The organism is Limnohabitans sp. TEGF004, from assembly GCF_027924965.1.
GTDB lineage: Bacteria > Pseudomonadota > Gammaproteobacteria > Burkholderiales > Burkholderiaceae_C > Limnohabitans.
Map to the genome: position 1 here is coordinate 2172019 of NZ_AP027056.1, position 19020 is coordinate 2191038.

Genomic DNA, 19020 nt, shown 5'->3' on the forward strand with positions numbered 1-19020 from the left:
GACGTTGTGAATTTCCCTGACCTGATTCAAACCATTCTTATTTACGGCCTGCCCGTGGTGTTTGCCATCACGCTGCACGAAGCTGCCCACGGCTATGTCGCGCACTTACGCGGCGACAACACGGCTTGGATGATGGGCCGCGTGACGCTCAACCCCATGCCGCACATCGACCCCATGGGCACACTGGTCATGCCCATCGTGTTGTTTTTGGCCACGGGTGGTAACTTTCTATTTGGTTACGCGCGCCCTGTGCCTGTCAATTTTGGCCGTTTGCACCATCCCAAACGCGACATGATTTGGGTGGCGCTGGCTGGCCCTGCCATCAACTTCCTGCAAGCCTTTGTATGGGCCTTCGCCATGTACGGCTTGATTGCTGCGGGTGTGGAAGAACGCTATTTCATTGAGGTTTGCAAAGCCGGTGTGAAGGTGAACGCCGTCATGTTTGCCTTTAATTTGTTCCCGCTGCCACCGCTCGACGGGGGTCGCATCGTGGTGGGCTTGCTGCCTTGGAAGCAAGCCGTGTGGTTCTCACGCGTCGAGCCTTATGGCTTTTACATCGTGATGGCCTTGGTGGTGTTGAAAGTCGTCGACAGCTTGTGGATGGCACCCATCATGACCCTGACCTTTGAGTTGCTGAGCCTCATGCTCAGTCCATTTGAATTTTTACTGAAGCCTTGAACATGAAAGAACGCGTTCTCTCCGGCATGCGCCCCACGGGTGCTTTGCATTTAGGCCACTACCACGGCGCTTTGAAAAACTGGGTGCGTTTGCAGTCTCAGATGGATTGCTTCTACTTCGTGGCCGACTGGCACGCCCTGACCACGCACTACGAAAACCGTGAGGTGATTGAGAAGAACGTGTACGAGATGGTGATCGACTGGCTCGCCGCCGGCCTAGACCCCAACGCTTGCACCATCTTCTTGCAAAGCCGCATTCCTGAGCATGCCGAGTTGTTCACGCTCTTGGCCATGGGTACACCGCTGGGTTGGTTGGAACGCGTGCCCACCTACAAAGACCAACAAGAAAAACTCAAGGACAAAGACTTGGCCACCTATGGCTTCTTGGGTTACCCCTTGCTACAAGCCGCAGACATCTTGATTTACAAAGCCAAGCATGTGCCAGTGGGCGAAGACCAAGCCAGCCATGTGGAGCTGACGCGCGAAGCCGCGCGCCGTTTCAATCACCTCTATGGCCGCGAAATCAACGCCGAAGAAAAAGTGCAGGCTTCGCTGGCCAAACTTCCCAAAGACAGCATCAAACGCTTTGAGAAGTCCCGCAAGGCCTACCAAGAAACAGGAGACGCCAAAGCCATGGAAGGTGCGCTCGGCTACATCGCTTCAGCGCCCGAACTCGACGGGCAAGACCGCGAGCGCTTGGAAGGCTACTTCAAAGGCACAGGCAAAGTCATCTTGACCGAACCCCACGCACTGCTGACCGAAGCCAGCAAGCTGCCGGGCCTGGACGGCGCCAAGATGAGCAAGAGCTACAACAACTCGATTGCCATTCGCGAAGACCGCGCCACGATTGAGCAAAAGGTCAAGCGCATGCCCACCGACCCCGCGCGCCAAAAACGCACCGACGTGGGCAACCCCGACAAATGCCCTGTGTGGCAATTCCACATGGTCTACAGCGATGCGGCCCAACGTGAATGGGTGACGCAAGGCTGCAAAACAGCTGGCATTGGTTGCTTGGAATGCAAACAACCCATCATCGAAGCCATCTTGCGCGAGCAGCAACCCATGCTCGAGCGTGCTGAGCCCTACATCAGCAACCCGAAAATTGTGCGTGAGATTGTGGACGCAGGTACTGAAAAAGCTCGTAAAACAGCGCGGGAAACCATGCAGGATGTTCGCTCCGCAATGGGGCTAAACTACTAATATTGATTCAGGAGTAATAAAAATGAGTATGTACATCATTGACGACCATCCTTTGGTTCGCCAAGCCATCGCCATGTTGTTGCGCCGTATGCGTCCCGCATCGAAAGTCATCGAATTAGAAAAGTTCAGCGAATTGCAAGCTGCCATCATCAAAAACGGTGAGCCTGAGCTGTTTGTGCTCGACTTGTTGTTGCCTGGCGTGAAAGGCACCTCAGCCGTCAAAGACATCAAGACCATGTATGGCACTGTACCTTTGGCTGTGATTTCTTCGATGCCTGCTGGCGAAGCTGAAGAGACCTGTATCGAAGCTGGTGCTGACATTTACATCGAGAAGTCCACCCCTGCCAACGAAATTTCTGCTGCCATCCATGGCTTGTTTGCGGCTGAAAACGGCGACGAAGAAGCTGTGGTGGCTGTGGGCGAGACCAAGCTGTCTAAGCGTCAAAAACAACTCATCGTCATGCTGGACCGTGGTTTGAGCAACCGCGATATTGCCGCCGAGTTGGAGATCAGCGAACACACGGTCAAAGTTCACTTGTGGCGTTTGTTCCGTCGCTTGGATGTGAAGAGTCGCACCCAAACACTGCACTTTGCCCGCATGAACGGTTTGCTGTAACTAGCTAACACCCATCAAACAAAGGCCCCGCAGTTTTTGACTGCGGGGCCTTTGTCATTGCGCAAACCTAAAAGTAAATTCAGGCGTGCGTTTTAAGCGTGTGATTTACGGCGTCGTCTGCAAGGTGTCACGCACCATCAAGTTCAGGCCTTTGCTGCCGGGCTTCACGGGCGTGAGGCTCACGCCATAGTCACCCGCTTGCGCAACCGCTTGACCGCTCTTTGAAATGCGAACACGCACAGTCACCTCGTCCATGCCCGAGAGCTTGGCGCTAGGGTTCATAGCGGTGCTGTCGTCGAGCACAAAGTCAAAAGGCAATTTATCCGCAGTGGTGCGCACGATAGCCACAGGCATGCGTGAGCCGGCCACTGGTGTGGCGTACACAAACACGGTGTCTGTAGGTGCTACCAAGCCTTGAAGCTCTTTGACCAAGGTCACGCGGCCACTGATGCTGCTAGTGGCCATGGCAACCTTGCTAGCTTGCGTTTCAACTGCACTGACAGCGCGTGGCGGAATGGCCGGTAAACCCATCTTGCTACGGGCTTCTGCAATGGCACGGTCTAGCTCGGGTGCATCGGGTGAATCAGCGGACACCACTTCTCGGGCACGCTCCCAGTAGCGCAAGGCGGTATTGAAATTCATCTCGGCATACGACGCACTGCCAGCCAAGAACAAGGCGTTCAAGTGGTGGGGATCAGCTGTGAGCACACGTTGAATGATGGACCAAGGCTCACCCGCAAAGCTGCCGCCATTTTTTTGCGCCAACACTTCGGCACGCTCAATAGACAGGTTGTCATCACGGCTCAGCGCCAAGGCTTTGGCATAAGCCTCTGCAGACTCTTCAAAGTGTCCACGTGCACGCTGAACGCGCCCCAGCATGACCCAGCCTTCCATGCTGTTGGGTTCGTCTTGCAAACGGCGCGTGAGTGCAGTGGCCATTTCGGTCAACTTCTCGGGGGTGACTTCGGCAGATGAATCCACACCTTGCTTCAAAGCCATGGGATCGAGCGCGGCGGGTTCGCCCAACACGCTGTACATCAGCAGGGACGACACAGGCACCACAAACACCAACAAGGCAATACTCAGCCAAGGCTTGCGCCACAACGCGGCACCAGACGCAGAGGGCAAATTCGACACATGAGGGGTTGCCTTATCGGTCAGACCATCGACACCGACATCGGCCAACAAGCGTTGCGACAGTTCGTCACGCGCGGCTTTGAGCTCTTCATAGCTCAAGTTACCCATCACAAACTCGCGGTCGAGTTCGGCCATTTGGTCGCGGTACACCGCGGCATTGGCTTGTGCGGGGTGGTTGATGGCATCGGCTTGGCTGGCAGCCAAACGTGCGCCCTGTTGCGAGCCACGCCACAGCGCCACGCTCAACACAATCAACACCAAGGCCATCATGGCCACGGCGACATAAATAAAAGCGAGTGCGGGATTCACATCAACCTTTCAACAGTTGCTTGGCGCGTTCGCGTTCGTCGTCCGTCATGGCGACAGGTGCAGCCAAAGCGCGACGTTGACGCAAGTACACACCCAAGAAAATAGCGGCGACGACCAGCAACAAAAACGGACCAAACCACAACACCCAAGTCAAAGGCTTGACCTCGGGGCGATACAGCACAAAGTCGCCATAACGCGACACCAGAAAATCTTTCACCTCTTGATCAGACTTGCCCGAGCGAATCAGCTCGCGCACTTCGTTACGCAGGTCGTCGGCCAACTCGGCGTGCGAGGAAGCCAAGGATTCGTTTTGGCACACCATGCAACGCAACTCTTGCGAGATGTCCACTAAGCGAGCTTCGAGTTTCGGGTCTTCCGCCATGAGTGGCGCTTCACGCCCCACCACCAAGCCTGAAGACGCAGCCATTGCTGGCTCAAGAGCCAACGAAGCAGACGTTGCTTGCGCCAAAGCTGCCTGCGGGGTGAACCAGATCGCCATTGAAACGCTGAGCGCATAAACGCAACTCAAGGCGCCATTCATCCACACACGTTTCATGATTTGTTCAACTCCGCAATCAAAGGCAAGATTTTTTCAGCCAGCAACGCGGGCGTGACCGCACCGACAAACTTGTAGCGAATCACACCGGCCTTGTCGATGACGTAGGTCTCGGGCACGCCATACACACCGTAGTTGATGCCCACGCGGCCATCGAGGTCCATGACGGAGGTCACATAAGGGTTGCCATGACGCTTGAGCCAGACTTGACTGCGCTCGCGTGCGAGCTTGAGCTTCTCTTCAAACGGCGCTTTGTAGGCGGCGTCTTGCGGTTGAATTTCTTTGTAGCTCAAACCCACGATCGGCACTTGATTCTTCTCAGAAAACGCCACCAGCACGGGGTGTTCTTCGCGGCAGGCTACACACCAAGTGGCCCACACATTGAGCATCCACACTTGGCCTTGCATGTCGATGGGTGAAAACTTGGCGTCGCCCGGTTCAAGCGTGAACAAGGTGAAATGTGGCGCAGGCTTACCAATCAAGGGCGATGGGATTTCACGCGGGTCGCGCTTCAAGCCCACGGCCAAAAAAACCACGAGGCCGATGAACAGCACCAGCGGAATCAAAACCTTTTTCATTTGCGGTATCTCCGGTCGAGCGCCGCCAACACGCCACCCAACACCATCAACAGCACGCCACCCCACAGCCACGGCACAAAGGGCTTGTAGTACACGCGCATGCTCCACTCGGTGCGTGCGTCGTCCAGCGGCTCGCCCAATGACACATACAAATCGCGCATAAAGCCCGAATCAATGCCAGCTTCTGTCATGGCCATGGCAGATGAGAAATAGCGACGTTTTTCAGGCTGCAGAATTTCGATGATCTTGTCGTTGCGCAGCACTTGCACATCGGCACGCACGGCCTTGTAGTTGGGGCCGCGCACTTCGTCGAGCGAGTTCAAGCGGAAGGTGTAGGGCGCAATCGTCACCACGTCACCAATGTGCATACGCACATCACGCTCCACCTCGTAGCACTTGACGCCGGTGATGCCGATGACCAACACTGCCATTCCGAAGTGGGCGATGTGCTGCCCCCAAAAGGAGGCGCCAATACGGCCAGGCTTGTGCAAACGCTCTAACACTTGCTGGGCTGTGCCCAAGGCCACCCAACAACCGAGGAACAAACCAAACGCAGCGCCGATGGACCAGCCACCCAACACGAATGGCAACAGCACAGCCAAGGCAACCGCACCCGCAAACGTCCAACGCAGCTTGTGCGCAATCTCACGCACATTGGCATCACGCCAACGCGCCACCGAACCCGGAATCATCAAGAACACAGTCGGCACGAGCAGCGGCGCAAACACGGCATTGAAGTAAGGCGGGCCGACCGACAACTTGCCCATGTTGAGCGCATCAATGATGAGCGGGTAAATCGTGCCCAGCAACACCGCTGCGGTGGCCACCACCAGCAACACGCTGTTGGCCAACAAGAATGACTCACGCGACACCAGCTCCATGCGACCACCCAAGGCCACGCGTGGCGCACGCCAAGCGAACAGCGTGAGCGAAGCGCCCACCACCACCGCCAAGAAGACCAAAATAAACACACCGCGCTTAGGGTCAGACGCAAATGCATGAACTGAAGTCAACACGCCTGAGCGAACCAAAAACGTGCCCAGCAGCGACAACGAGAACGCCGCAATGGCCAGCAACACAGTCCAAGCCTTAAAGCTGCCGCGCTTCTCTGTGACCATCAGCGAGTGAATGAGTGCTGTGCCGACCAACCAAGGCATGAGCGAAGCGTTTTCTACCGGGTCCCAAAACCACCAGCCGCCCCAGCCGAGTTCGTAATACGCCCACCAAGAACCGAGGCCAATGCCAAAGGTCAAGAAAGTCCAAGCCACCACCGTCCATGGACGCGACCAGCGTGCCCAAGCAGCATCCAAACGACCGCTCATCAGGGCAGCTACCGCAAATGCAAACGCCACAGCCATGCCCACATAGCCCATGTAGAGCATGGGCGGGTGAATGACCAAACCTGGGTCTTGCAAAAGCGGATTCAAATCTTTACCGTCCAAAGCCGCAGGCAACAAACGCTCAAACGGGTTGGAGGTGGTCAAGATGAAGAGTAAAAAGCCAACCGAAATCAAACCCAACACGCCAATCACCCGCGCCACCATATCGAGTGGCAAGCTGCGCGAGAACACCGCCACGGCCACCGTCCACAACGACAGCAACAACACCCAAAGCAAGAGTGAGCCTTCATGGCCACCCCACACTGCAGCAAATTGGTAGGGCTTGGGCAACAAGGAGTTGGAGTGCTGCGACACGTACAACACTGAGAAATCGTTGTTCAAAAATGCCGACGCCAATGCACCGAAAGCAAACGCCACCAACACAAACTGCAAAGCCGCTGTTGGTCGGGCCAATGATTGCAAGGTGACTTGCGTTTGCGGATTGCGCACCAAAGTGCCTGCAATGGGCAGCACGCCCTGCATCACCGCCACCAAGGCGGCCAGCATGAGCGCGAAATTACCGAGTTCTGGAATCATGGGTTGCCTTTGATGGGGGCTGGCGTTTGCACAGACTTGGCAGCTTTGGCAGCCGCCGCTTCGTCCATCGCGTGTTGGGCTTCAGGTGGCATGTAGTTTTCGTCATGCTTCGCCAGCACTTCGCTGGCCACGAACATGCCGTCGTCACCCAGTTTGCCCTGCGACACCACGCCTTTGCCTTCTTTGAACAAATCAGGCAACAGGCCCACATAGGTCACGGGCATTTCATGCACGGTGTCGGTGATGACAAAGCGCACGGTGTTGCCATCGCGCACCAGGCTGCCCTCTTTCACCATGCCACCTGCTCGGAAGGTACGCCCCTTGGGGGCTTCACCCTTGCTCACTTGCGTGGGCGTGAAGAAGAACACCAAATTACTTTGAAAGGCATTCAGCACAAAAGCTGCTGCTGCGCACAACACCACAATGCCAGCAGCAATCAGTGCAAATCGTTTGGTTCTGGGTTTCATCACATCAATTCCTCAACAGGTGACTCTTTGGCGAGCAATTGAGCCACAGCCTGCTCGGCTTTCAATTGATTCAACACAACACGGTGCGCCCAGCGGGCTTGCCAAACTTCCACGGCCAAGAGCAACGCCGTCACACCCACGCTGCCCCACACATACACGGCGTAGCCGCCCATGGCCCAAAACTGGCTCCAGCTTTCCCACCTCATGGCTTCACCTCTTCGAGTTCGTGCACCCAAGTGGCGTGGCTCTCGCGCTGCAAGATGAGCGTGCGCACGCGATATAGAACCAGCGCCACGGTATAGAACCAAAACGCCAAAGCCATGAGCAACATGCTCCAGAGCATGATGGCTGCCATGCTTGAGCCTTGCGTCACCGACACCGAAGCGCCTTGGTGCAAGGTGTTCCACCACTTCACCGAAAAGTAAATGATGGGCACGTTGATCGCACCCACGATGGCAATCAGTGCACCGGCGCGGTCGCTGCGGCGTGTGTCGTCAATGGCCGACGTCAAGGCGATGTAGCCCAAGTACAAGAAAAACAAAATCAGCTCAGACGTGAGGCGAGCATCCCACACCCACCAAGCACCCCACATGGGCTTGCCCCAAAGTGCGCCGGTCCACAGCGACAGAAAAGCAAACAGTGCACCGGTGGGGGCCAAAGCGCGCGTCATCATGCCCGACAGGCGTGTGTTGAAGGTCAGGCCCAACACGCTCCAAAACGCCATGGCCAAGTAAATGACCATCGACATCCAGCTCGCAGGCACATGCACGAAGATGATGCGGTAGCCCTCGCCTTGCTGAAAATCCGTGGGGGCCACAGCAAAGCCCAGCCACATGCCCACCAGCATCAGCAAGGTTGCTAATGCAGCAAACCAAGGCCACGCCTTGCCCGCCAAACCATAAAAGGTTTGCGGTGCTGCGTAATAAAACCAATTGATATTCTTCATTCCAACGCGATCCGTAAAGCCGCTGCACATGCAAACGGGCTGAAAAAGGCTGCAGGCAACAGCATGGCCATCAAGATCGACAAATGCGCCTGCGCTCCCAAACCACTGGCTTGCGCCTCAACTGCGCCAGCACCAAACACCAACACAGGGATGAACAAAGGCAACACCAACAGCGAGAGCAACACCCCGCCGCCACGCACACCCAAAGTCAACGCAGCACCAATGCCGCCCACCAAAGACAAAACGGGAGTGCCCAACAACAGGGCCAAAGTGAGGGTCATCAGGGCATCGGCCGAGAGGTCAAATTGCAGCCCTAAAACTGGAGCCAATAATACCAACGGCACCCCTGAGACCAGCCAATGCGCCAAGAGTTTGGCACTGATCAGTAAGGACATTGGCGTAGGCGACAAAGCCATTTGTTCCAGCGTGCCGTCGCGGTAATCCGCCTCAAACAAACGTTGAAGCGCCAACATACTCGACAGCAACGCGCCCACCCACAGCACGCCGGGGGCCACCAAGCGCAAGGTATTCAACTCAGGGCCAATGCCCAACGGAAACAAGGCGGCCACCACCACAAAGAAAAACACCGCCGTCAGCACCTCGCTCTTGCGGCGCATGGCCAACAGCAAATCGCGCCGCAACACGGCCATGAACGCGCCGCCACTCATGCCACGCCTCTCAATCGGTAAGTTTGCACATCGACCGATGTGCCATTGGCGTTGGTCAGTGCCACAGGCTGATGACTGGTGAACAACACCATGCCGCCGTTGGTCACATGCTCGGCCAACAAACCACGCAGGCCGTCAACCGCTTTCACATCCAAAGCCACAAAGGGCTCGTCCAACACCCACAACGGGGCTTGGCTGGCCAACAAACGGGCCAAAGCCGTGCGACGCTTTTGGCCTTGCGACATCACGCGCAGCGGCAAGTGCTCGCGCCCGCGCAAACCCATACGGGCCAAAGCCACCAAGGCTTGCTGCTGGCTGAGGGTGCGGCCAGACACGGCGGCATCTGACATGAGGTTTTCCAAAGCGCTTAACTCTTCTTTGAGCGACAAGCCGTGACCCAAATAAAACAGTGATGAACGAAATGCAGCGGCATTTTGTTGAATAGTTTTGTCGTGCCAGCACACCTCGCCCGCATCGGCAGGTGACAAACCACACACGATGCGCAGCAAACTGGTTTTACCCACGCCGTTGTCACCCTCTAGGTGCAAGGCTTGACCCGCTTTCAGCTCGAAACTGACTTCGGCAAACAGCGGCTTATTGCCACGGCTGCATGAGAGATTAGAAATGCGCAGCATGGTTTAAATGAAGGTCCCTGCGCAGGTCAGCACTTGGCCGCCCGTGCTCATCTTGAAACGCGCAATGCCGGCGCTGCGCGTGGTGTTGACACCGCCAAGGTCGAGCTTGCGCACACCGCGCGCGCGCAACTCTTCGATGCCTTTCCACAAAATCAAATTGTGGGCATGCAAGTCGCGGCCTGCGTCGCTGGTCCAACCCACTTGGTAGGTGGCCGCCTCGCCATGAATCAAAAACATCATGCCCGCCACGCGATCGCGGCCCACGTCGGCACGCATGGTCAAAATAGTTTTGGCAGGTTGTTGGCGCGATGGCACATACAAGTCGAAGAAGTGCAAGGGCAAGCCATGCAAGCCGCGTTGCTCACGTTGCTGCATTTCAGCGTCCAAAAGCCAACGGTATTGGCCCGCATTCGTGCCCACGCGGTGAACGGTGAGCTCAGAGTTTTCAGCGCCTCCCAAGCGGTGACGCCAGCGCTTATCCAACTGCGCGCGCAACTCGTCCATCGACAAGGTGAGGTCAAGCATCACCGTGCTGTGCCCTGTCATCACACGACGCCAGCGCGAGAGGCCCAACTCGGGGCCTTGTGCTTCGAGCGGCGTGAACGCGACCACCCGCAGGTTTTTCAAAGGAATGGTTTGCTTGAGCGCTTTGTAAACACGCGCTTTGTCAGCACCCGACAAGGGCTGAAGCCACACTGGCCCCAGCGAACAAAGTGCCATATTGGCCAAGCCGCCCACCATGCGGCGCACGATGAATTGGGCCAAGGCCACGGGTGCGCCGTCTTGTTCGACCAACGCACGCAGCACACCCACGCCCAGCGTTTTCATGCATGCGCCATAGGCCCAGTCTTGCTGCAAGGGTGCAGTGGCGGCGGCATGGTGTGCGTCCCACTCGGGATAGCTCAGGGTGTCCCAGTTGACTTTCATGCGCCTAAAATCCTCACACCATGTTGAACAAACTTCGCCTTCGCCGACAAGCCGAGACCGTGATGGGTCATCGCTTGGAAGAACCCCGCCTCACGCTGGTGTTTGTGCTGTGGGTGTTTGTGTATGTGGGTTTGCCCCTGCTGGTCATCAGCAGCGTGGTGGATTTGCTCATTCAGCAAATCACGGGCAACTGCACCGGTTTTTGGTGCTGGTTTTAAAGACTGAGCCATCGTTGTCTGCACGGCCTCAACGGGGCACGCTGCAAGGCCCTGTGATGTTCATGCGCACTTTTTTGCCCATGTAGGTGGTGTCGTGATACGCCGTCACGACCACCGTGGCTTGATCGATGCGAATCTCTGACTCTGCACCTGTCACCTTGTGTTTGCGAAACGCCCCCATTTCTTTGGCAGTCGTTAAGTTTTTGCCCGTGTACTCTTCGGTGGCCAAGCTATTGGCCACCAACAAATAGGGCTCGGGGCCATTCATCTTTAAGAAGATGTTTTTGCCCAAGGATTGAATTTCAATCAGCACTTTTTGTGGCTTGATCTTCACGTCCTCCATCGCGGGAATGGTGGCTTCCACCTCGCAAGGCATTTTGAAAGTCTGTGCAAATGCAGGCGCGGCAAACAAGGCCACTGCCAGCAGCACAGCTTGAAGCAATCGGACATGGATTTGAGTCATAGCCACCATTCTAAGAAGGCTGAGACGGCGCATCCGTCTTGCGATGCGCCACCCGTTGGGCCCGGTAAATGCCAGAGTGACCCGAGCACGCATAGCTCATCACACAGGCCAGCGCCGCAAAGACGCCAATCTCGGCCCCAAACAACTCCATCGCCATCAGCGTGGAGGCAATGGGTGTGTTCGCGGCTCCTGCAAACACGGCCACAAAGCCCACTGCGGCCAGCAATGCAAACGGCACATCCAGCAAAGGCGCCAAGGCATTGCCCAGTGTGGCGCCGATGTAGAACAAAGGCGTCACTTCGCCACCCTTGAAACCTGAACCCAGCGACGCAATGGTGAACACCATCTTGCCCAAGAAGTCAGTAGGCGCGAGTGGGTGGGCAAATGCCTCCACCATCACTGGAATGCCCAAACCGATATAGCGGTCAAAGCTGCCCCACATCACCACAGCGGCAATCACAGCGCCGCCCAACAAGGGGCGCAGCGGTGCGTAGACGATGTGCTTTTTCATCACACCGCTCAGCGCATGCGTGCTATCGGCAAACACCTTGCCAGCCAAACCAAACACAGCACCCGCCACCACCATGGCTGCCAGCAACCATGCGGTGATTTGTGGCACCAGGCCCACTTCGCATTGCGTGTGTTGCACGCCCCACAACAAGCCCACTTGGTCAGCCACGACAGCGGCAATCACACAGGGCAGCAAAGCATCGAGGCGCATGCGACCAATCGCCAGCACCTCCAGTGCAAATACGGCGCCCGCCAATGGCGTGCCAAACACCGAGGCAAAGCCTGCGCTGATACCCGCCATCAACACCATGCGGCGATCCACCGTGTTGAGCTTGAAAAAATGTGTGAGCTGGTCAGCCAAGGCACCGCCCATTTGCACCGCCGTGCCTTCGCGGCCCACCGATGCACCGAACAAATGAGAGATGACCGTGCCGCCCAACACAAACGGAGCCATGCGCAAAGGCACCACTTTTTTGGGGTCGTGAATTTCGTCAATCAGCAAGTTGTTGCCCGCCTCGACATGCTGGCCAAACTTGAGATACAGCCAGCCGACGCAGAACCCAGCGATAGGCAGACACCAGATAAGCCAGCGGTTGGCTTCGCGCGTTTGCGTGGCCCAATCGAGAGCGAAAAGAAACAGGGCTGAGGCTGAGCCCGCAAGAGCCGCCACCACCGTCGCCAAAGCCACCCACTTCGCCACGTAGCGCAGGAGGTCTAGCTTGGAAGATGGCGCAAGATGCGGCATGGGTTGCCCTGTAAGACTGACAGCCAAACATGAAAAAAGCCGTTCAATGACGAACGGCTTTTTAAGGTGCTGGTTAGGCTTGGCGGAGAAGGAGGGATTCGAACCCTCGGTAGGGTCGCCCCTACGCTTGATTTCGAGTCAAGTACATTCGACCACTCTGCCACTTCTCCTGATTCGGTGTCGTTTGTCGAAGCCGTAATTCTATCAGGGGCGACGTGCGCCAGCGCCGCCCAAGGGCTGCACCACCACACCCGCTCCCGCAGGTGCGCCGCTTGTGCTGCCAACAGGGCTGACGGTCATCGAAGCCAATGAGCCACTGAACAAACCGCTGTCTTCAATCTCAATCGTGGCCGAGCGGTCTGCGCGTGTGAACACCAGCAAACTCTTTTTGCCACGCACCGAGGCCACCATGGTCCAACCTTGGCGAGGCAGTTGCTCGGCAAAGAAGTTGTAGCTGGCATTGGCATCGGTTGGCACTTCAAACACCGCACGACCCAACCAGCCCTCACCCACCCCAAAAATCAAAGATTCAGCGGTGCGCAGTTTGGTACCCGTGGGCATGGGCATGCGGCCAAACTGGTCCATGCTGGGGCGTTGGGCATTGTCTGTATTGCTTTGTGCATCATTGGTGGTACCGCACGCAGTCAACAACGCTGTAGCCAACAAGAGAAGTAGTTTTTTCACAGCGTGCATTCCTTCAAGTTTAGAAATTGGATCAACCGCGCAGCTCAGTCACACCACCCATGTAGGGGCGCAACGCTTCAGGCACACGAATGCTGCCATCGGCTTGTTGGTAGTTCTCGAGCACGGCCACCAAGGTGCGGCCCACGGCCAAACCTGAACCATTCAAGGTGTGCACGAGTTCGTTCTTTCCTTGCGCGTTTTTGTACCGCGCTTGCAAGCGACGGGCTTGGAAAGCTTCGCAGTTCGACACCGAGCTGATTTCACGGTAGGTGTTTTGTGCAGGCAGCCAGACTTCGAGGTCGTGTGTTTTGGTTGCGCCAAAGCCCATGTCGCCGGTGCACAGCAACATCACGCGGTAAGGCAAACCCAGTTTTTGCAACACGGCTTCGGCGTGGCCTGTCATTTCTTCCAAGGTCTCGTAGCTCTTATCGGGGTGCACGATTTGCACCATCTCGACTTTGTCGAACTGATGCTGGCGAATCAAACCACGTGTATCGCGGCCAGCGCTGCCAGCTTCAGAACGGAAGCAGGGTGTGTGTGCGGTGAGCTTGATGGGTAACTCATTTTCGGCCAAGACCACATCGCGCACGAAGTTGGTCAACGGCACTTCGCTGGTTGGGATGAGGTACAGCGCAGCGCTTTCGCTGGCAGCTTCCCCCTCTTGGCCGCCCTTCTTGGCAGCAAACAAGTCCTCTTCAAACTTGGGCAACTGGCCTGTGCCTTTGAGGCTGTCGGCATTCACGATGTAAGGCGTGTAGCACTCGGTGTAACCGTGCTCTTGGGTTTGTACATCGAGCATGAACTGCGCAAGCGCACGGTGCATGCGGGCAATTTGACCCTTCATCACGGTGAAACGTGAGCCAGAGAGCTTGACGCCCATTTCAAAGTCGAGGCCCAAAGGCTCGCCCAAGTCGACGTGGTCTTTGGGCTCGAAACCCAAAGGTGCGGGTTCAGTGCCCGTGGGGCTCCAGCTGCGCAGCACCACGTTGCCGTGTTCGTCTTCTCCCGTTGGCACGCTGTCGTGTGGCAAGTTGGGCACAGCCAACAAAAGCGATTGCAGCTCTGGCTGTAACGCATCCAAACGCACGGCCGAAGCATCGAGTTCGGTTTTGATGTCAGCCACCTGTGCCATCACACCATCGGCGCTTTCGCCTTTGGCTTTGAGCATGCCAATCTGCTTTGACAGCGCATTGCGGCTGGCTTGCAACTCTTCGGTGCGGGTCTGCAGTGTTTTGCGCTCAGCTTCTAAAGCTTGGTACGCATCCACATTCAAGAACGCTTGTGGGTTCTTGCGTTTTTCGAGTTTGGCAATGACGCTGGGCAGGTCGCGGCGCAGTTGGTTGATATCGAGCATTTACTTCAGTCCTTTTATTTCAGTCCCTTGGGCAAGGGAAACTTGATGGTTTCTTCCACACCATCGAGTGTTCGTACAGACACGGCGCCTAAGGCGCGCATGCGGGCAATGACTTGTTGCACCAAGATGTCGGGCGCTGATGCGCCGGCGGTCAGGCCCACGCGGGTCACGCCCTCGAACCATTCTTCTTTGAGTTCGTCGGCGTTGTCGATCATGTAGCTTTGCGTGCCCGATCGCTGCGCCACATCGCGCAAGCGGTTGCTGTTGGAGCTGGTGGGGCTGCCCACCACGATGACCAACTCGACCTCGTTACTCAACACTTTCACCGCGTCTTGGCGGTTTTGGGTGGCGTAGCAAATGTCTTGCATCTTGGGCTTGCGAATGTTCGGGAAACGCGCCACCACAGCTTCGGTGATGAGGGCCGCGTCGTCCACGCTGAGCGTGGTTTGCGTGACCACGGCCAAACGCTCGGTTTGCTTCGGGCTGACGCGGGCAACATCGGCCACGTCTTCCACCAAGTAAATGCCGTCGAGCAACTGGCCCATCGTGCCTTCGACTTCGGGGTGGCCTTTGTGGCCAATCATGATGAACTCGAAGCCTTCTTTGTGCAGCTTGGCCACTTCCACGTGCACCTTGGTCACCAACGGGCAGGTGGCATCAAACACGGTGAAGCCACGTCGGGTCGCTTCCTCTTCCACTGCCTTAGGAACACCGTGAGCGCTGAACACCAGCGTGGCACCTGGGGGCACATCGGCCAAGTCTTCGATGAAGATTGCGCCACGGTTTTTAAGGTCGGCCACCACAAAGGTGTTGTGCACGATTTCGTGGCGCACGTACACGGGCGCGCCAAACTTCTCAAGCGCACGGTCCACGATGTCGATAGCACGGTCCACGCCCGCGCAAAAACCACGGGGCGCAGCGAGGACGATTTCTTCCAGTTGTTTGCTCATGTGTTTACAAAATGCCGATGACTTGCACTTCAAACGTCACGGGCTGGTTGGCCAGTGGGTGATTGAAGTCAAATAACACTTGGTCATCTGTGACTTGTTGCACCGCGCCTGCAAACGAGCCTTGCCCATTGGGCGCTGGGAACTGCACCACATCGCCCACGTTGTATTGCTCATCGGGGTCGCCAAATTCTTTGAGCAAACTCTTGCTCACCCACTGCTGCATGTCGGGATTGCGCTCACCAAAGGCCAAACCGGCGGCCAGTTCAAACGTGGTGTGTGCGCCTTCTTTAAGCCCCATCAAACGCTGCTCCAAAGCAGGCGACAACTCGCCCGAACCCAAAGAGAGCGTGGCAGGTTTGTCATTGAACGTGTTGATCACGTCGCCTTGCGGTCCCGAAAGCCGATAGTGCAGCGTTAAAAAAGAAGCGGGGCCGATGGTAGGGTGAGCGTTGGATGCAGTCATGGGACTCTCTGTGTTGAACCACCTATTGTAGAAAGCTCTCAATATGGACCGAATGCCCGAACCAATGACCATTGCGCAACTCCCCATCGAGATGCGCCCACGCGAAAAGCTGCTCAAACACGGGGCCTCGGCGCTGACCGACACCGAGCTGCTGGCCCTGTTTCTGCGCACCGGCATCAAGGGCAAAAACGTGTTTGTGATGGCCCAAGAGCTACTGGACCGTTTCAAGGGCTTTGCGGGCCTGATCCACGCCAGTGCGGCTGAGCTCAAAACCTTCAAAGGCATGGGCGGCGACGCCAAGCGCTCGCAACTGGTGGCCGTGCTGGAAATGGCCCGCCGCGCCCTGACCCAACAACTCACAGAAACCACAGTGATGAATTCGCCCAATGCGGTGAAACAATACCTCCAGCTAGAACTGGCCCAGCTCAAACACGAGGTGTTTGCAGTGTTGTTTCTCGATGCCCACAACCGTTTGTTGTCGTACCAGCCCATGTTTCGTGGCTCGCTGTCGCAGACCATGGTTTATCCACGCGAAGTGGCCAAGACCGCCCTCGCCTTGGGTGCTGATGGCGTGGTGCTGGCCCACAACCACCCGGGCGGCACAGTCAAACCTTCACAAGCCGACATGAAACTCACCCGTACCTTGCAAGAAGCCTTGGCGCTGATTGACGTGACCGTGCGCGACCACATCATCGTGGCGCAAGGCAAGTATTTGTCGATGGCCGAAGAAGGCTTGTTGTGAAAGGCTTGCAGTGAAAGAGTTGCCGCTATTTGGCTGAAACAATGGCCCCCCGCAGCGCCACATTCAAGCGGTCAATCACCTCAGCCCAGTCTGAATCACCCAGTAACTCCTCTTTGAGCAGCGAAGCTTGAGCCGTGTTCCAAAACTGCGCATCCTCGATTCGGATGGATGAATTCAAGGGTGAGTGCGTTTGGATGAAGTGACGGATGCTGTGCGCATCATTGGGTAACCCCAGCTGGGCAAACAGTTCTGTGAAACCGTGGAAGACTTTGTCCATGCGAACTCCTTTACGTGTCCGAAAACCGAAAAATCGACCTGAGAAGACATCTTCCTTCGAAGCGACCATTCCTACAAGTTAGCGAATGAAAAATATACTCAGCCTAGGGCTACTGTGTATGTACGATGGCATACAAAATCGCAATCAAGCCAGCATTGGCACAACTGAAAAGACCACGCCATGAAAGCCAAATCGCTGCAAGACTTAGGCGCCATTCGCCAACAAGTGAATGACGCGGCACTGGCCGCAGCCGCTGCAGAAGAAGCACGTCGCGAAGCTGAACGTCGCGCTGAAGCGGAACGCAATTTGTTCACGCACGCTGTTGGCAAGGTCAAACCCATCGCCGCCCAAGACCGCGTGTTCATCGCGCCACCCCGCCCAGCGGCGCGCCCTCTACAACAAGAGTTGGACGACCAAGCCGCATTGAGCGAAAGCATGAGCGACGAGTTCGATGTGAGCACCTTGCTCGATGTGGACGATCAACTCAGCTTCAGACGCCCTGGCATCGGCACCGACGTGACGCGCAAACTGCGCAAAGGCGAATGGGCCATGCAAGGCCAGCTCGATCTGCACGGTTATCGCAGCGACGAGGCCCGCGAAGCACTGGGCCAATTTGTGCGTGACTCAAAGCGCATGGGCTGGCGATGCGTGCGCGTGGTACACGGCAAAGGTTTGGGCTCGCCCGGCAAAGAACCGGTGCTCAAAAGCAAAGTGCAACGCTGGTTAGTGCAGAAGAATGAGGTACTGGCCTTTGTGCAGGCCAAGCCTTCGGATGGTGGTGCGGGGGCGTTGGTGGTGTTGCTGGGGCCGAGCAACATCTAACAGGTCGCACCGCAGACCGTGTCTGAAGTCTGCGAGGTTTATGCGCCGCCCTTATTACGCATCCAATCTGCAGTTTGGAAAAAACTGGCTTTCAAACGCGCGCGCAAATCTTCAGGCACACCCGTGTCGCCCATCGCTTGATCCATGCACGCCACCCATTGGTCACGCTCTTTGATGCCAATGGAGAAAGGCATGTGGCGCATGCGTAAACGGGGATGGCCGTGTTTTTCAATGTAGTAATCAGGGCCGCCCAACCAGCCGCACAAAAACATAAACAGGCGCTCACGTGCGTTGGCCAGTTCTGGGCCGTGCGCTTGACGCAGCTCCAGATAGCCCGGCTCTAAATCCATCAGGTCGTAAAAACGATCAACCAACAGTTGCACACGCGGCTCGCCGCCTATCCATTCAAACGGGGTATCAAAAGGTGGTTTTTCTTCGATTTGCATAAGGCTGATTGTCGCGCCAATGAATCACGGCAAGGTCAAGTGTTTGGCAGCTTCGCGCACCGTCAGGCCTGACAAGCGTTCGCGGTGTTCCAGCAAAAAGTCCGTCACTGCTTGTGGGTTCCAACACGCGTAGTCGCGCAGCGCCCAGCCGATGGCTTTGCGAATGAAAAATTCTTTCTCGTCCGCCAGTTGAGCTGCATAGCCAAACAAGCGCTTGGTGTCGGTGTCCAAGCGCCTGCCCAGCTGGTGCAGCATTGCTGAGCGGCGCACCCAATGGATGGGGTGTTTGAGCCAAACATCCATCGTGACGGCTGCACTGGGTTTTTGCTGCACGGCTACATGCATGACATCGGCAATGACGGCACTCAAGCCATCCACGGTTTCCCACCAAGCGTCTCGCAGCAGCAATGCCTGCAATGCGGGTAGGTCGTTCACGTTTAACTGGGCGCTGTGTTGGCGCAGCAAGTCCACGGCGGTGTAGCGGTATTCACGCTCGGGCTTTTGCCACAACAGTTCGGCGGTGGCCAACAGTTCAGCTGAGCTTTGCCACTTCACTTTGCCAATTTCTTTGACCGCTGCACGGCGTACGGGCGCTGCCAATCCTAAGAACTCAAATTGGTTGAGCAAATAGGCTTTCATGCCTTGGGCCTTGGCTTCATCGGCCAAGGGCATCAAAGCGTGTTCAACGGTATGGACAAACTGCTTAGGCGTCAT

General features: G+C 56.6%; 25 protein-coding genes and 1 tRNA gene. 6 read left to right on the top strand and 20 right to left on the bottom strand.

Annotated elements, in window-relative coordinates:
- Positions 1-6 precede the first annotated feature (6 nt).
- The 3 genes from LINBF2_RS10605 to LINBF2_RS10615 are packed head-to-tail and all read left to right on the top strand — an operon-like array spanning position 7 to position 2493.
- Positions 7-678, top strand: a complete 672-nt coding sequence (locus tag LINBF2_RS10605) for a site-2 protease family protein (RefSeq protein ID WP_104801253.1) — start codon at positions 7-9, stop codon at positions 676-678.
- Between the two features lie 2 nt (positions 679-680).
- Positions 681-1877 carry a tryptophan--tRNA ligase gene (locus tag LINBF2_RS10610; protein WP_104801254.1) on the top strand — a complete coding sequence of 399 codons (1197 nt, stop codon included), beginning with the start codon at positions 681-683 and terminating at the stop codon, positions 1875-1877.
- Between the two features lie 22 nt (positions 1878-1899).
- The gene (locus LINBF2_RS10615; protein WP_104801255.1) at positions 1900-2493 is read left to right on the top strand and encodes a response regulator transcription factor; all 594 of its coding nucleotides are present in this window, start codon (positions 1900-1902) and stop codon (positions 2491-2493) included.
- A 105-nt stretch (positions 2494-2598) separates the two neighbouring features.
- On the opposite strand, the gene ccmI is transcribed toward LINBF2_RS10615, so the two are convergent.
- From ccmI to LINBF2_RS10665, 10 genes are read right to left on the bottom strand one after another with little or no spacing between them, the layout of a single operon-like run.
- A complete protein-coding gene (gene ccmI / locus LINBF2_RS10620) occupies positions 2599-3939 on the bottom strand; it encodes a c-type cytochrome biogenesis protein CcmI (RefSeq protein ID WP_146100166.1) in 1341 nt (446 codons plus the stop codon).
- A 1-nt stretch (position 3940) separates the two neighbouring features.
- Positions 3941-4495, bottom strand: a complete 555-nt coding sequence (locus LINBF2_RS10625; protein ID WP_104801257.1) for a cytochrome c-type biogenesis protein — start codon at positions 4493-4495, stop codon at positions 3941-3943.
- Positions 4492-5073 carry a DsbE family thiol:disulfide interchange protein gene (locus LINBF2_RS10630; protein ID WP_104801258.1) on the bottom strand — a complete coding sequence of 194 codons (582 nt, stop codon included), beginning with the start codon at positions 5071-5073 and terminating at the stop codon, positions 4492-4494. Before LINBF2_RS10630 ends, LINBF2_RS10625 begins: the two co-directional genes overlap by 4 nt.
- Positions 5070-6989 (bottom strand): heme lyase CcmF/NrfE family subunit, encoded by a 1920-nt coding sequence (locus LINBF2_RS10635; protein WP_281888765.1) that lies wholly within the window; start codon positions 6987-6989, stop codon positions 5070-5072. The genes LINBF2_RS10630 and LINBF2_RS10635 overlap by 4 nt, the downstream gene beginning before the upstream one ends.
- Positions 6986-7456 (bottom strand): cytochrome c maturation protein CcmE, encoded by a 471-nt coding sequence (ccmE, locus tag LINBF2_RS10640; protein ID WP_104801260.1) that lies wholly within the window; start codon positions 7454-7456, stop codon positions 6986-6988. Before ccmE ends, LINBF2_RS10635 begins: the two co-directional genes overlap by 4 nt.
- Positions 7456-7662: a heme exporter protein CcmD gene (gene ccmD, locus LINBF2_RS10645; RefSeq protein ID WP_104801261.1), complete on the bottom strand. Its 207-nt coding sequence runs from the start codon at positions 7660-7662 to the stop codon at positions 7456-7458. The genes ccmE and ccmD overlap by 1 nt, the downstream gene beginning before the upstream one ends.
- Positions 7659-8402 (bottom strand): heme ABC transporter permease CcmC, encoded by a 744-nt coding sequence (ccmC, locus tag LINBF2_RS10650; protein WP_104801262.1) that lies wholly within the window; start codon positions 8400-8402, stop codon positions 7659-7661. The genes ccmD and ccmC overlap by 4 nt, the downstream gene beginning before the upstream one ends.
- The gene (gene ccmB, locus LINBF2_RS10655) at positions 8399-9070 is read right to left on the bottom strand and encodes a heme exporter protein CcmB (protein ID WP_281888769.1); all 672 of its coding nucleotides are present in this window, start codon (positions 9068-9070) and stop codon (positions 8399-8401) included. The genes ccmC and ccmB overlap by 4 nt, the downstream gene beginning before the upstream one ends.
- Positions 9067-9705 (bottom strand): cytochrome c biogenesis heme-transporting ATPase CcmA, encoded by a 639-nt coding sequence (gene ccmA, locus LINBF2_RS10660; protein ID WP_104801263.1) that lies wholly within the window; start codon positions 9703-9705, stop codon positions 9067-9069. The genes ccmB and ccmA overlap by 4 nt, the downstream gene beginning before the upstream one ends.
- Before the next feature lie 3 nt (positions 9706-9708).
- Complete coding sequence (locus LINBF2_RS10665; protein WP_281888772.1) at positions 9709-10632, bottom strand: GNAT family N-acetyltransferase; 924 nt, start codon at positions 10630-10632, stop codon at positions 9709-9711.
- A gap of 20 nt (positions 10633-10652) precedes the next feature.
- Between LINBF2_RS10665 and LINBF2_RS10670 the strand changes: the two genes are divergently transcribed.
- Positions 10653-10850 (top strand): hypothetical protein, encoded by a 198-nt coding sequence (locus LINBF2_RS10670; RefSeq protein ID WP_104801265.1) that lies wholly within the window; start codon positions 10653-10655, stop codon positions 10848-10850.
- 28 nt (positions 10851-10878) lie between these two features.
- Here the strand turns inward: LINBF2_RS10670 and LINBF2_RS10675 are convergent, their stop codons facing one another.
- From LINBF2_RS10675 to LINBF2_RS10705, 7 genes are all read right to left on the bottom strand, one after another.
- Positions 10879-11313, bottom strand: a complete 435-nt coding sequence (locus tag LINBF2_RS10675; RefSeq protein WP_281888774.1) for a hypothetical protein — start codon at positions 11311-11313, stop codon at positions 10879-10881.
- Between the two features lie 10 nt (positions 11314-11323).
- The gene (locus LINBF2_RS10680) at positions 11324-12568 is read right to left on the bottom strand and encodes a voltage-gated chloride channel family protein (RefSeq protein WP_281888776.1); all 1245 of its coding nucleotides are present in this window, start codon (positions 12566-12568) and stop codon (positions 11324-11326) included.
- Between the two features lie 80 nt (positions 12569-12648).
- A tRNA-Ser gene (locus tag LINBF2_RS10685) sits at positions 12649-12738 on the bottom strand.
- A 34-nt stretch (positions 12739-12772) separates the two neighbouring features.
- Entirely contained in the window at positions 12773-13252 is a 480-nt protein-coding gene (locus LINBF2_RS10690; RefSeq protein ID WP_281888778.1) for a hypothetical protein, read from the bottom strand.
- Between the two features lie 31 nt (positions 13253-13283).
- The gene (serS, locus tag LINBF2_RS10695; RefSeq protein ID WP_281888780.1) at positions 13284-14606 is read right to left on the bottom strand and encodes a serine--tRNA ligase; all 1323 of its coding nucleotides are present in this window, start codon (positions 14604-14606) and stop codon (positions 13284-13286) included.
- A 14-nt stretch (positions 14607-14620) separates the two neighbouring features.
- On the bottom strand, positions 14621-15556 hold the full coding sequence (ispH, locus tag LINBF2_RS10700) for a 4-hydroxy-3-methylbut-2-enyl diphosphate reductase (RefSeq protein WP_281888783.1): 936 nt from the start codon (positions 15554-15556) through the stop codon (positions 14621-14623).
- Positions 15557-15560: 4 nt separating this feature from the next.
- Positions 15561-16019 carry an FKBP-type peptidyl-prolyl cis-trans isomerase gene (locus tag LINBF2_RS10705; protein ID WP_281888785.1) on the bottom strand — a complete coding sequence of 153 codons (459 nt, stop codon included), beginning with the start codon at positions 16017-16019 and terminating at the stop codon, positions 15561-15563.
- Positions 16020-16083: 64 nt separating this feature from the next.
- On the opposite strand from LINBF2_RS10705, the gene radC reads away from it, so the two are divergent.
- On the top strand, positions 16084-16761 hold the full coding sequence (gene radC / locus LINBF2_RS10710) for a DNA repair protein RadC (RefSeq protein WP_281891326.1): 678 nt from the start codon (positions 16084-16086) through the stop codon (positions 16759-16761).
- A 25-nt stretch (positions 16762-16786) separates the two neighbouring features.
- Here the strand turns inward: radC and LINBF2_RS10715 are convergent, their stop codons facing one another.
- Positions 16787-17038 carry a DUF2789 domain-containing protein gene (locus LINBF2_RS10715; protein ID WP_281888787.1) on the bottom strand — a complete coding sequence of 84 codons (252 nt, stop codon included), beginning with the start codon at positions 17036-17038 and terminating at the stop codon, positions 16787-16789.
- A 180-nt stretch (positions 17039-17218) separates the two neighbouring features.
- Here LINBF2_RS10715 and LINBF2_RS10720 point away from each other — a divergent pair, with 180 nt between their 5' ends.
- The gene (locus tag LINBF2_RS10720) at positions 17219-17860 is read left to right on the top strand and encodes a Smr/MutS family protein (protein WP_281888789.1); all 642 of its coding nucleotides are present in this window, start codon (positions 17219-17221) and stop codon (positions 17858-17860) included.
- A gap of 38 nt (positions 17861-17898) precedes the next feature.
- Here the strand turns inward: LINBF2_RS10720 and LINBF2_RS10725 are convergent, their stop codons facing one another.
- A complete protein-coding gene (locus tag LINBF2_RS10725) occupies positions 17899-18306 on the bottom strand; it encodes a group II truncated hemoglobin (RefSeq protein ID WP_281888791.1) in 408 nt (135 codons plus the stop codon).
- A 24-nt stretch (positions 18307-18330) separates the two neighbouring features.
- Positions 18331-19020 (bottom strand): DNA alkylation repair protein, encoded by a 690-nt coding sequence (locus LINBF2_RS10730; RefSeq protein ID WP_281888793.1) that lies wholly within the window; start codon positions 19018-19020, stop codon positions 18331-18333.